Here is an 11889-nt window from a genome sequence, read left to right on the forward strand (position 1 = left end):
GTCCTGACCATTCAGCGGGCGGGAAAGCAAGTGCGGCGGGTGCGGCGAGGGTGCGTCAACGGTTCGTCGAAAACCACTGTCCTACAGAGAACAAAACCGGAACAATGGTGGCTCGATACGGAGTCGTTGTCATGTTTACTCTCGATCAATCCGCGCTGATGGGAATTGCGGCGCTTGTTATGTCTATCGCCGCGCTGATCTGGTCGCTGCGACGAAAGCCGTGATTCGTGCGGCGTTTCACCCGGCGGAGGCGGGCTTTTTCCGGTTGGTGGTGGAAATGGGCCCCGGTCTTCGCCGGGGTGACGGGTTAGAGAACGCCTAGCGGGACCAGCGGGTGAAGATCGCCGTCGGCAGCAGGATGCCGCGGGCTTGTTCGCGGATGGCCATGTCGCCGGCTTCGATGGTCCCGCCGGCGCCGGCCATGACTTCGTCGGTCAACGCCTTGATCGCCAGTGCCGACATGCGGATCGCATAGACGGTGAGGACGAGAAAGGTGGCTTCGTCGGACAGGAGCTGCCGGGCTAGGTGCATGAGTTCAGGCAGGTCGCGTTCGAGGGTCCAGATCTCGCCTTCGGGGCCGCGGCCGTATTTGGGCGGATCGAGCAGGATGCCGTCGTATTTGCTGCCGCGGCGGACTTCGCGGCGCATGAATTTCAGCGCGTCGTCGGTCAGCCAGCGCACCGAGGTTTCGGGCAGGCCCGACAGCGCAGCGTTCTCGCGCGCGGAGGCGATGGCCTTCTTGCTGGCATCGACGTGGGTGACGACCGCGCCGGCTTCGGCGGCGATGAGGCTGCCGACGCCGGTGTAGCCGAACATGTTGAGAATCTTGTCGTTGGGCTTGATCTTCGCCCGCATCCAGTCCCATTGCGCGCCCATGTCGGGGAAGAAACCGAGATGGCGGAAGGGCGTGTTGACGGCGTTGAAGCGCACCGGGCCGCGATCGAGCGGCCAGCGCTCGGGGACCTTGCTGGCGAGATCCCAACGGCCGCCGCCCTCATCGTCGCGCCCGCCGGTGAACTCGCCGTCGGATAGCCATTCGGGATTGGCGGGTTTCCATAGCGCCTGCGCTTCGGGGCGGATGAAGCTGTAGGGGCCATAGCGTTCGAATTTGCGGCCATCGCCCGAATCGAGGAGGGCGTAGTCGTCCCATGATTCGGTGATCAGGACATCGAGGCCGGTCATGCGGCGGCTTTTATCGGTCTGGCCTTGGTGACGGCGCCGATTTCGGCGCGCGCCGGGGCGTAAGCAAGCATTGCCTTCCCGGCGGCGCGGGCGTCGTCGATGGTGACGGCCTCGATTCGCGCCACGACTTCGGATGCCGGCACCCAGCGGCCGTGGACGAGCAATTGGCGGGCCAGATAGTCGCCCTGCCCTTGCGGGCTTTCGAGCGCCATCAGCAGCGACGCGACGGCGATGGCCTTGGCCCGGGCGAACTCGGCGGTGTCGAGGGTTTCGGCGGTCTCGGCAAGCACGCGATCGACGAGCTCGCGGGCGCGGGCGGCGTCCTTGCGCGATGTCGCGGCATGGACGCTCATCAGCCCGCCGTCGGCATAGGGCGAGACCGAGGCGCTGATCGAATAGGCATAGCCGCGTTCCTCGCGGACTTCCTGGAACAAGCGTGACGAGGTGCCGCCGCCTGCCGCCAGCGTGAACAAAGCGGCCGCGTCGTGCGCGGGGTCGTAATGGCCGGGGGCGGGATAGGCACTGGTCAACTGTGCTTGCTCGAAACGGCGCGAATCGATGAACTGGCCCGAGGCGAAGGAGGCGCGTTCGGCGGCGGGTGCAGGCGCGTCGCCGCCATTGCGGAAGGCAGCTTCGGCGAGGCGCATGACTTCGTCGTGATCGAGCTTGCCGGCGACGACCAGTGTCAGGCGCGAATTGCGGTAGTGGGTGTCGAGCCAGTCGCGGAGATGCGCGGTGGTCAGCCGGGCGAGGCTTTCCTCGCTGCCGAGGATCGAGCGGCCGAGCGCCTGGCCGGGATAGGCGACCTCCTGCAGGTGATCGAAGACGATGTCGTCGGGGGTGTCGCGGACTTCGCCCAATTCCTGCAGGACGACGTCCTTTTCGCGGACGAGATCATCTTCGTCGAACCTTGGCGACGTGACGAGATCGGCGATGACGGCGAGGCCGAGCGGCAGGTCGCGCGCCAATAGCCGGGCGTGAAAGGCTGTCGTGTCGCGCGAGGTCCAGGCGTTGATGCTGCCGCCGACATCTTCGATCTGTTCGGAAATGGCGCGGGCCGAGCGAGTCGCCGTGCCCTTGAAGACCATGTGCTCGAACAGATGGGCGAGGCCGTTGTGCTCGGGGATTTCGAAGCGCGCGCCGGTTTCGGCGTGGAGCGCGACGGCGACGGTCTCGACGCCGGGGGTCTGGCAGGTGGCAACGCGCAGGCCGTGGGCGGTATGGGCGATGACGGGGGTTTTCATTCGGCCGCAACCGCGAATGCCGGGCGGGCGCGCTCGGCGATGAACGCCTCGATCTTGCCGAGGTCGGCGGGGAGCACGGTAAAGCGTTCCTCGCCGGTCATCAGGCCCTTGAGGCGGGCGGGCAGTTCCGGACGGACGCCGGTCGCGGCGACGACGGCATCCTGGAACTTGGCGGGATGCGCGGTGGCCAGGGTAACGACCGGGCTGTCGCAGCTGCTGCGCTGTGCAGCCGCGAGCGCGATGGCCGTGTGCGGATCGATATGCTGGCCGCTGTGATCCTGGGCCCAGCGCATCGCCGCCGCCATTTCGGCCGAATCGACGCGCGCGGTGTCGAAGGCCAGCGCGGCGCCGGCACGTTGCCCGGCAGGTATGACGACGCCGCCGGTGGCTTCGAAACCGCGCATCGAGGCGGCGTTGGCACTGCCGTCGCGGCCGGCGAGATCGAACAACAGGCGCTCAAAATTGCTGCTGACCTGGATGTCCATCGACGGCGAGGCGGTCGCGGTGACGGTGCCGACGCTATAGTCGCCGGTGCCGAGCGCGCGGTGGAGGATGTCGTTTTCGTTGGTGGCGACAATCAGCCGGTCGATCGGCAGGCCCATCTGGCGCGCCGCATAGCCGGCATAGACATCGCCGAAATTGCCGGTGGGGACCGAAAAGCTGACCGGGCGATCGGGGGCGCCGAGACGGACCGCGGCGTAGAAATAATAGACGATCTGGAGCATCAGCCGCGCCCAGTTGATCGAATTGACCGCCGACAATGCGAATCGGCTGGCGAAGTCGGTGTCGTTGAACATTGCCTTCACCAGGCGCTGGGCGTCGTCGAAATTGCCCTCGATGGCGATGTTGTGGACGTTGGGGGCGATGACGGTGGTCATCTGGCGGCGCTGGACTTCGGACACGCGGCCTTGCGGGTGGAGCATGAAGACTTCGACGCGGTCGCGCCGGGCCAGCGCGTTGATCGCCGCCGAGCCGGTGTCGCCCGAGGTGGCGCCGATCACGGTGATGTGGCGATCGGAACGGCCGAGGAAGGTTTGGAATAGCAGTCCGAGCGACTGCATGGCGACGTCCTTGAACGCCAGTGTCGGGCCGTGAAACAACTCTAGCAACCAATGGCGCTGGTCGAGCTGGACCAGCGGCGTGACGGCGGCGTGGTCGAAATTGCCATAGGCCGCGGTGAACAGGGTGCGCAGTTCGGCGTCGCTAAGGGCGCCGCCGACGAAGGGCGAGCAGACGCGAACAGCTGTCTCGACATAAGAGAGCCCGTTCATCGCCGAAATGGCGCCCTTGGCGAAGCGCGGCCAGGTCTCGGGGACGTACAGCCCGCCGTCGCTGGCGAGGCCGGCAAGCGTGACCGCTTCGAAATCGAGGGAGGGCGCGGCGCCGCGAGTGCTGATGTAACGCATGATGACCTGCGATTAGGACGCCGAAGGCGCGGCGGCAACCGTTTCCCAGCGCAGGCGCCGCCGTAGCCAGATGCCGTAGATGACAGCGAGGACGATCGCGAGGCCGAACCATTGGCCGGCATAGGAGAGATGGTTGTCGGGAAGGTCCGCCGGGCTGGGCAGGCGCGAGGGGGTCAGCGGCGGCACGGCGGTGTCGGGGATGAGCATGAATTGCGGGCGGCCCGGTGCGTCGCCATAGGGGCGCTCGATGATCAGGCCGGTGAATGTCGTGTCGACGTCGATCGGGACCTGGGCCGCGTCAGGGCGGCGGGTCCAGCCGGCGACGGCGACGATGTCCGGGGATTTACCGGCTGGGCCGCACGAGACGAGGACGAGGTAGCCCGAGACGTCTTTCGCGCTGCTGCCGCCCTTCAGGTCATAGGGGAGGACCTTGCCTGGCGTGCACGGCAGTTCGGCACGCCGATACTGGACGCTGATCTCGCCGGTCATTGCCCGGAAATAATCGGCGGGAGTTAGAAGCGGCAGGCGCTGGGCTGCTTCGAGCTGGGCGATGAGATCGGCTTTCCAGATGCGGCGCTGGAGCTGCCAGGTGCCGAGGCCGATGAGAACAGCGAGCATGACGGCGGTGAGCAGGGTCGGGAAGATGAAGCCGCGCTTCACAAATGGCCCAGGCGTGCCTCGTGGCGATATTCGAGCGCGATAAGCAGCGCCTTGGCGACGCGCATCAGGATGACGGTGAGCACGATGGTCAGCGGCACCCAGAGCGCGACATGGACATACCATGCCGGCGAGCGCGTCAGTTCGAGCCACATCGCAAGGCCGGTGACGATGGCGCCGACGATCAGGATGAGGAAAGTGGCCGCGCCGTCACCGACGTTGAAGGCACGATAGTCGAGATCGCACGCCGAGCACTTCGGGCGGAAGACGATGAACGTCCTGAACAGCTTGCCTTGGGCGCAGCGCGGGCAGCGACCCCTGAGCGCGTTCGCAACCGGCGCCGGTCCAGGAGGGGTACTAGCCAAAGGCGTTGTGCACGACCGCGGCACCGAACTTGGAGCCCCAGACATAGATGGTGATGAACAGGAACAGCCAGACGACATCGACGAAATGCCAGTACCAAGCAGCGGCTTCGAAGCCGAAATGCTGGGTGGGGGTGAAGTCGCCCTTGTAGGCGCGGCGCAGGCAGACGATCAGGAAGATCGTGCCGACGATGACATGGAAGCCGTGAAAACCGGTCGCCATGTAGAAGGTCGAGCCATAGATATTGCCGGCGAACGGGATCGTCGCGTGGTAGTATTCATAGGCCTGCACGGCGCTGAAGATCATGCCGAGCAGGATCGTGAGGATCAGGCCCTGCTTGAGCGACTTGCGGTCGCCGTGGATGAGGGCGTGGTGCGCCCAGGTGATGGTGGTGCCCGACAGCAGCAGGATCAGCGTGTTGAGCAGCGGGAAGACGAAGGGATCAAGGACCTCGACGCCGGCGGGGGGCCAAACGCCATCGATGCCGGCCTGGGCACTGGGGAAAAGCGCCGCATTGAAGAAGGCCCAGAACCAAGCGACGAAGAACATGACTTCGGAGGCGATGAACAGGATCATGCCGTAGCGGTGATGAAGCTGGACGACTGGCGTGTGGTCACCGGTGTTGGCTTCGTGGATGACGCTGCTCCACCAAAAGTAGAAGGCAGCGATGACAAAGGCGAAGCCGGCGAAGAAGACCATCGGTCCCCAGGCGGCCTTGTGCATCCAGCCGATGGCGCCGGCAGCAAAGATCAGCGCTGCGACAGCCATGGCGATCGGCCAAGGCGAGGGGTTGAGGATGTGGAAATCGTGTGTCTTGCCGGCGGCCATGACCTTTAGCCCCTGTTGTCTGATGGCTGGAGTTTCGCGCCTTGAGCCGGGCTCGCAGCATTGAGTGAGGCGCTTACCGGCTTTGCCTCGGGATTGTCCACCGGGAAGAAGGTGTAGCTGAGCGTGATCTCGTCGATCTTCTTCGCATCGGGGTCATCAAGGATGGCCGGATCGATGAAATAGGTGACCGGCATCTGGACGGTTTCGCCGGCAGCGAGTGTCTGTTCCGTAAAGCAGAAACATTCGATTTTGCGGAAATACTGGCCTGCGGTGTCGGGCGACACGTTGAAGATGGCGCGGCCGGTGGTCGGCGCGGCGGACAGGTTGGTGGCGGTGTAATAGGCGAGGCGTTTTTCGCCGATCTTGATCTTCTGGTCGCGATTGACCGGGCTAAACGTCCACGGCATGCCGGGAGAAACGTTCGAATCGAAGCGGATCTTGATGGTGCGGCCGCCGAGCGCGTTGAGGTGGCTGGCGTCGGGAATGGCTGCCGCCTCCGAGCGACCCGTAGTGCCGCCGAAGCCGGTGGCCTGGCAGAACAGGCGATAAAGCGGCACGCTGGCATAGGCGAGGCCGATCATCGCGACCGCCATGAGCGCCGTGAGGAGCCCGGTGCGGCGCTTGGCGCGGTGGAGGGCGGCGTCGGTCATGGCGCGGGAGTCGCTGGTGGGGCAGTGGGCCCTACGGTGGGTTTGCCGTTTTCGAGGCCCGGGGCCATGCGGACGACGGTGATGCCGTAGAATAGCGCCACCAGTGCGGCGAGCAGGAGCCCGAGCGCAATGTTGCGCGAGCGGCGACGGGCAATGAAGGCGGCGCGCTCCTCGGGGGTCCAGGAGGCGGTGGAATCAGGGATCATGCGAACACCAAACGATCAACGACAAGGGCGCCGAACAAGGCGGCGAGATAGACGAGGCTGAACTTGAACAGTTGCTTTTCGGCAATCATGTCGGCGGCGCGTTGCGTCTGGCTGCGTGACACGCGAAGGGCCATGGCGAGGAAGACCAGCCCGAGGGCGATCGCGCTGCCGCCGTAGATCCAGCCGGTGAGGCCGAGGACGGCGGGGGCGATCGATACCGGGACCAGCAGCACCGAATAGGCGAGGATCTGCCGCCGCGTGTTGGCCATGCCGTGGGTGACGGGGAGCATGGGGACGCCGGCCTTGGAATAATCGGCCTCCATGAACAGCGCCAGCGCCCAGAAGTGCGGCGGGGTCCACAGGAAGATGATGGCGAACAGCAGCCAGGGCAGCAATGCCGTGTCGCCGGTGACCGCGGCCCAGCCGACGATGACCGGGAATGCCCCGGCAGCACCGCCGATGACGATGTTCTGCGGGGTGCGGCGCTTGAGCCAGACGGTATAGACGATGACGTAGAACAGGATCGACACGGCGAGCCAGAAGGCCGCGGCCCAATTGAGCGCCACGCCGATGATTGCAACCGATCCGACCGCAAGGGCGATGGCGAAGTTCAGCGCCTCGCCGGGATTGATTCGCCCGGCCGGAAGCGGGCGGTTGGCGGTGCGCTTCATCAGCGCGTCGATATCGGCCTCGTACCATTGGTTGAGCGCGCCGGCGGCACCGGCGGCGACCGCGATGCACAGGATGGCGGTGAAACCGAGAACGGGATGGATGCTGCCGGGCGCGGCGATCATGGCGCAGGCGGCGGTGAAGACGACCAGAGTCATCACCCGCGGCTTGAGCAGCGCGAAATAGTCCCGCCATTCGGCAAACGCCGTGATTGGCGCGGTCAGTGGCGCTGCAACAGGAGAGGCGTTCGGTTGGTTCATCTTCATTCTGCTGCGCCCCTCCCGCGGACGGGAGGGGCGGTTTGACTTTACTTGATGATCGGCAGGGTTTCGAACTGGTGGAACGGCGGTGGCGAGGACAGCGTCCACTCCAGCGTCGTCGCGCCCTCACCCCAGTAATTGTCGCTGACACGCTTTTTGCTGGCGAAGCTGACGATCAGGTTGATGAAGAAGAACACCATGCCAAGCGCCATGATGGCGTAGCCCCAGCTGGCGATCTGGTTGTAATAGGCGAACTGCTCCGGATAGTCGGGGATGCGGCGCGGCATCCCGTCCTGGCCGAGGAAGTGCATCGGGAAGAACATGACATTCACGCCGATGAAGAACACCCAGAAGTGCAGTTTACCGAGGAACTCGTTGTACGGCTTGCCGGTCATCTTGCCGAACCAGTAATAGAAACCGGCAAAGATCGCGAACACGGCGCCCAGCGAGAGCACGTAGTGGAAATGTGCCACGACGTAATAGGTGTCGTGGAAATAGGTGTCGACGCCGGCGTTGGCGAGGATGACGCCGGTGACGCCGCCGACGGTGAACATGAAGATGAAGCCGATCGCCCACAGCATCGGGGTCGGAAAGCTGAGCGAGCCACCCCACATCGTTGCGATCCACGAGAATATCTTGATGCCGGTCGGCACTGCGATGATCATCGTGGCGGCGGTGAAGTACATCTTGGTGTTCACGTCGAGACCGGCGGTGAACATATGATGCGCCCAGACGAGAAAGCCGATGAAGCCGATCGCGACCATGGCATAGGCCATGCCGAGATAGCCGAAGACGGGCTTTTTCGAGAAGGTGCTGATGATCTGCGACACCATGCCGAAACCCGGCAAGATGAGGATGTAGACCTCGGGGTGGCCGAAGAACCAGAACAGATGCTGGTACAGGACCGGGTCACCACCGCCGTCGGCGGTGAAGAAGTGGGTGCCGAAGTTGCGATCGGTCAGCAGCATGGTGATGGCACCGGCGAGGACCGGCAGCGACAACAGCAGCAGAAAAGCGGTGACCAGCACCGACCAGACGAACAGCGGCATCTTGTGGAGGGTCATCCCCGGTGCGCGCATGTTGAGGATGGTGGTGATGAAGTTGATGGCGCCGAGGATCGACGAGGCACCGGCGAGATGGAGCGACAGGATCGCCATGTCGACGGCAGGCCCCGGATGTCCGGCGGTGGAGAGCGGCGGATAGATCGTCCAGCCGGTGCCGGCGCCGTTGAAGCCGGCGGGGCCTTCGACAAACATCGACCCGAGCAGCAGCAGGAACGATGGCACCAGCAGCCAGAACGAGACGTTGTTCATGCGCGGGAAGGCCATGTCTGGCGCGCCGATCATGATCGGCACGAACCAGTTGCCGAAGCCGCCGATCATCGCCGGCATGACGGTGAAGAACACCATGATCAGGCCGTGGGCGGTGATGAAGACGTTCCAGAGATGGTATGACGCGTCAAGGTTCCCTTGCGTGAACCAGGTCAGGTACTGGATGCCCGGCTGCGCCAGTTCGAGACGCATGACGCCCGAGATCGCGCCGCCGAGGGTGCCGGCAATGATCGCGAAGATCAGGTAGAGCGTCCCGATGTCCTTGTGATTGGTCGAGAACAGCCAGCGCTGGACGAAGCTCAGCTCTGGATGGTGGTCGTCATGGGCGTGGTCGGCATGGCCGACGAGCGCGCTGTTGTTGGCGCTGGCGGGCGCGCTGGGGGTTGCCATCTATCGGTCCCTCTTTCAGGCGGCAGGAGTTGTAGTGGCGGTCGGCGTCGGTGCCGTGTTCGTCGCAGCAGGCGACGGTACGCCGGGCGCAGCCGGAAGTGGGGCCGTGCCCGTTGCGGCGGGCGCCTGGCCGGTTGCGGCGGGCACCGCACCGGGCGTAGCGCCGACACCGGGCACCGGCTGGACCGGCGTTGCAGCGCCTGCGGTCGGCGTGATGCCGTTTTCGGCCTGCTTGGCGGCGGTCCATTGGGCGAACCGCTCACGCGAGACGACTTCGACGGCGATCGGCATGAAGGCGTGCTTGGTGCCGCACAGCTCCGAACATTGGCCGAAATAGACGCCGGGGCGATCGACCTTGAACCAGGTCTCGTTGATGCGGCCCGGAACGGCGTCCATCTTCACCCAGAAGCTGGGGACGGCGAAGCTGTGCATGACATCGGCCGAGGTCGTGAGGACCTTGACCACGGCGCCCTGCGGAACGACGATGCGGTTGTCGGTATCGAGCAGCTTGGGGCTGCCGCGCTGGGCTGCCTCGGCCTCGGTAAGCATGACGGCATCGAAGCTGAAACCGCCCTGGTCGGGATACTCATACTCCCAATACCATTGATGGCCGGTAGCCTTGATGGTGAGATCGGCCTTGGGCGGGCTGTACTGGTTGGCGAGCAGGCGGAACGACGGCACCGCGATCCAGATCAGGATGAGCACCGGCACGACCGTCCAGGCGATCTCGACCAGGGTATTGTGGCTGGTCCGCGAGGCGACAGGGTTGCGCGCGGCGCGGTAGCGAAACACCGTCCAGGCCAGCAGGATCAGTACGAAGATCGCCGTAGCGGCCATCAGCGGATTGAGGATGCCGTTGGCCATTGCCTGGGCTTCGCGCGCGATCGGCGTCATCGGCTGCTGGAGGTCGATGCTGCCTCGGGGCATGCCGATGCCGGGCGTCGCCGTGACGAATTCGGGCGCGCTGCTCGGCAATGCCGTCGTGGTGACGACGGGCACCGGTGCCGCGACCGGCGCGTCGCTTTGCGCCAGCGCCGGAACGCTGGCGCCAAGCGTGCCGGCGAACGCGATGACAATCGGCAAAATCAGGCGCTGCATTCTGCGCATCATGGCCCCACGGCAAAAATGACCGGACAGTGCCGGCGAACAATGGGTCCCTATGGCGCGATGCAGCGCTGCGGGCAAGCGGCTGTTGTGTCGCAAGTCGATTCAATCCTGTAGCTTGGGCTAAGCGCGCTGGACCAGGTTGCCGGTCAGGCCTTGAGGTCGGCGAACACCGGCGTGGTTTTCGACAGCTGGCCGCGGATGGCATTGGGCAGGTCGTCGCCCTGGAGCAGGCCGGCGTTCCACAGCGCGACATAGTCGAGGCCCTGCTCGATGGTCTGGTCGCGGCCAGCGTTGAGGACATTCTTGATGCCGGTGATGACCAACGGCGACTTGGCGGCGATTTCGCGTGCCATGGCGTCGGCGGCGGCGAGCGCGGCATCGTGGCTGGCTTCGACGCGGTTGACGAAGCCGTACTGCCTGGCCTCCTCGACCGGAAAACGCCGCCCGGTGTAGGCGAGTTCGCGGATCAGGCCCTGCGGCAGCAGGTAGGGAATGCGTTGCAGCGTGCCGACATCGGCGACGATGGCGATGCTGACCTCCTGGATCGTGAAATACGAGCCCTCGGCGGCGATGCGGATGTCGCAGGCGGTGATCAGATCGACGCCCCCGCCGATGCAGGCGCCGTGGACGACGGCGATGACCGGCACGCGGCAACGATCGATGATGCAGAAGCTTTCCTGCATCGTGCGGACATGACGGCGGAAGGACTCGCGGGCGCGGCCCAGGTCCACCGGCTCAGTGGAAGCGCTGTTGCTGCCGGCCCAGCCGAGATCGAGGCCTGCGGTGAAATGCTTGCCCGTCGAGGCGATGATGACGACGCGGATGCTCGGATCGGCGTCGATGGCCTGGAAGACTTCGATGATCTCGGGCCAGAATTCCTTGTTCATGGTGTTGAGCGCGGCGGGACGGTTCATCGTGACGCGAGCGATCGGGCCGTCGACGGTGTAATCGAGGGTGGTCAGTTCCATGGTGGATTCCTTTGGGCTATGCCCTTTCGATGACCAAATTTACCGTCAACGGCAATCCTGTGCATTTCAAGATGCCGCCCGAGACACCGCTGCTATGGGCGCTGCGCGATGCGTCGAACCTGACCGGGACCAAGTACGGCTGCGGCGCCGGGCTTTGCGGAGCCTGCACGGTGCATATCGACGGCAAGGCGCAGCGATCGTGCCAGGTGCCGATCGGCAGCATCGAAGGTACATTCGTGACGACAATCGAGGGGCTGAGCGACGATCGCAGCCATGTCGTCCAGCAGGCGTGGATCGCAGAACAGGTGCCGCAGTGCGGCTATTGCCAGTCGGGGATGATCATGGCGGTGGCGGCGATACTGAAGGAGATCCCTGAGCCGTCGGATGCCGATATCGATGCGACGATCACCAATTTGTGCCGATGCGGGACATATCCGCGGATCCGCAGGGCGATCCACCGGGCGGCGCGGGGGGATGTCGATTCGGGGGTGCCCGGGCCGGATACGACGGCTTCGGAGGCGGCGCGGATGGCGCCTAGCTTGAAGGCGCGTTGAGGTTTCGGGGGGGCAGGAGAAACTGGGTCCCGGGTCGAGCCCGGGATGACAGATTCAGAACCGATCGTCATGCT

The 11889-nt window shown here is 65.0% G+C and carries 13 protein-coding genes; 1 reads left to right on the top strand and 12 read right to left on the bottom strand.

Going from position 1 to position 11889, the window contains the following annotated elements:
- Positions 1–318 precede the first annotated feature (318 nt).
- The 12 genes from IEW98_RS11550 to IEW98_RS11605 all read right to left on the bottom strand — a co-directional run bounded on the left by IEW98_RS11550 (position 319) and on the right by IEW98_RS11605 (position 11261).
- Positions 319–1182 carry a class I SAM-dependent methyltransferase gene (locus IEW98_RS11550; RefSeq protein ID WP_188763117.1) on the bottom strand — a complete coding sequence of 288 codons (864 nt, stop codon included), beginning with the start codon at positions 1180–1182 and terminating at the stop codon, positions 319–321.
- Positions 1179–2426, bottom strand: coding sequence for a M16 family metallopeptidase (locus IEW98_RS11555; protein WP_188763118.1), 1248 nt, complete (start codon positions 2424–2426; stop codon positions 1179–1181). Before IEW98_RS11555 ends, IEW98_RS11550 begins: the two co-directional genes overlap by 4 nt.
- Positions 2423–3832, bottom strand: coding sequence for a threonine synthase (gene thrC / locus IEW98_RS11560; protein WP_188763119.1), 1410 nt, complete (start codon positions 3830–3832; stop codon positions 2423–2425). The genes IEW98_RS11555 and thrC overlap by 4 nt, the downstream gene beginning before the upstream one ends.
- 12 nt (positions 3833–3844) lie before the next feature.
- Entirely contained in the window at positions 3845–4492 is a 648-nt protein-coding gene (locus IEW98_RS11565; protein WP_188763120.1) for an SURF1 family protein, read from the bottom strand.
- The gene (locus IEW98_RS11570; RefSeq protein ID WP_243450727.1) at positions 4489–4854 is read right to left on the bottom strand and encodes a DUF983 domain-containing protein; all 366 of its coding nucleotides are present in this window, start codon (positions 4852–4854) and stop codon (positions 4489–4491) included. The genes IEW98_RS11565 and IEW98_RS11570 overlap by 4 nt, the downstream gene beginning before the upstream one ends.
- Complete coding sequence (locus IEW98_RS11575) at positions 4847–5680, bottom strand: cytochrome c oxidase subunit 3 (RefSeq protein ID WP_188763122.1); 834 nt, start codon at positions 5678–5680, stop codon at positions 4847–4849. The genes IEW98_RS11570 and IEW98_RS11575 overlap by 8 nt, the downstream gene beginning before the upstream one ends.
- A gap of 5 nt (positions 5681–5685) precedes the next feature.
- Positions 5686–6330, bottom strand: coding sequence for a cytochrome c oxidase assembly protein (locus tag IEW98_RS11580; RefSeq protein WP_188763123.1), 645 nt, complete (start codon positions 6328–6330; stop codon positions 5686–5688).
- Complete coding sequence (locus IEW98_RS11585) at positions 6327–6536, bottom strand: cytochrome c oxidase system small membrane protein (RefSeq protein WP_188763124.1); 210 nt, start codon at positions 6534–6536, stop codon at positions 6327–6329. The genes IEW98_RS11580 and IEW98_RS11585 overlap by 4 nt, the downstream gene beginning before the upstream one ends.
- The gene (locus tag IEW98_RS11590; RefSeq protein WP_188763226.1) at positions 6533–7465 is read right to left on the bottom strand and encodes a heme o synthase; all 933 of its coding nucleotides are present in this window, start codon (positions 7463–7465) and stop codon (positions 6533–6535) included. Before IEW98_RS11590 ends, IEW98_RS11585 begins: the two co-directional genes overlap by 4 nt.
- 47 nt (positions 7466–7512) lie before the next feature.
- Entirely contained in the window at positions 7513–9186 is a 1674-nt protein-coding gene (gene ctaD, locus IEW98_RS11595) for a cytochrome c oxidase subunit I (protein ID WP_188763125.1), read from the bottom strand.
- A gap of 15 nt (positions 9187–9201) precedes the next feature.
- Positions 9202–10284, bottom strand: coding sequence for a cytochrome c oxidase subunit II (gene coxB / locus IEW98_RS11600; protein WP_243450728.1), 1083 nt, complete (start codon positions 10282–10284; stop codon positions 9202–9204).
- A 155-nt stretch (positions 10285–10439) separates the two neighbouring features.
- Complete coding sequence (locus IEW98_RS11605; protein ID WP_188763127.1) at positions 10440–11261, bottom strand: crotonase/enoyl-CoA hydratase family protein; 822 nt, start codon at positions 11259–11261, stop codon at positions 10440–10442.
- Between the two features lie 29 nt (positions 11262–11290).
- On the opposite strand from IEW98_RS11605, the gene IEW98_RS11610 reads away from it, so the two are divergent.
- Positions 11291–11815, top strand: coding sequence for a (2Fe-2S)-binding protein (locus IEW98_RS11610; protein ID WP_188763128.1), 525 nt, complete (start codon positions 11291–11293; stop codon positions 11813–11815).
- Positions 11816–11889: the final 74 nt, after the last annotated feature.

Origin of the sequence: Sandarakinorhabdus glacialis (genome assembly GCF_014643455.1) — a bacterium.
GTDB classification, from domain to species: Bacteria; Pseudomonadota; Alphaproteobacteria; order Sphingomonadales; family Sphingomonadaceae; genus Sandarakinorhabdus; species Sandarakinorhabdus glacialis.

Bases quoted from the DNA above. Each gene is read 5' to 3' on its own strand.
- IEW98_RS11550 (WP_188763117.1), bottom strand. From the start codon at position 1,182: ATGACCGGCCTCGATGTCCTGATCACCGAATCATGGGACGACTACGCC.
- IEW98_RS11555 (WP_188763118.1), bottom strand. From the start codon at position 2,426: ATGAAAACCCCCGTCATCGCCCATACCGCCCACGGCCTGCGCGTTGCC.
- thrC (WP_188763119.1), bottom strand. From the start codon at position 3,832: ATGCGTTACATCAGCACTCGCGGCGCCGCGCCCTCCCTCGATTTCGAA.
- IEW98_RS11575 (WP_188763122.1), bottom strand. From the start codon at position 5,680: ATGGCCGCCGGCAAGACACACGATTTCCACATCCTCAACCCCTCGCCT.
- IEW98_RS11580 (WP_188763123.1), bottom strand. From the start codon at position 6,330: ATGACCGACGCCGCCCTCCACCGCGCCAAGCGCCGCACCGGGCTCCTC.
- IEW98_RS11585 (WP_188763124.1), bottom strand. From the start codon at position 6,536: ATGATCCCTGATTCCACCGCCTCCTGGACCCCCGAGGAGCGCGCCGCC.
- IEW98_RS11590 (WP_188763226.1), bottom strand. From the start codon at position 7,465: ATGAACCAACCGAACGCCTCTCCTGTTGCAGCGCCACTGACCGCGCCA.
- ctaD (WP_188763125.1), bottom strand. From the start codon at position 9,186: ATGGCAACCCCCAGCGCGCCCGCCAGCGCCAACAACAGCGCGCTCGTC.
- coxB (WP_243450728.1), bottom strand. From the start codon at position 10,284: ATGCAGCGCCTGATTTTGCCGATTGTCATCGCGTTCGCCGGCACGCTT.
- IEW98_RS11605 (WP_188763127.1), bottom strand. From the start codon at position 11,261: ATGGAACTGACCACCCTCGATTACACCGTCGACGGCCCGATCGCTCGC.
- IEW98_RS11610 (WP_188763128.1), top strand. From the start codon at position 11,291: ATGACCAAATTTACCGTCAACGGCAATCCTGTGCATTTCAAGATGCCG.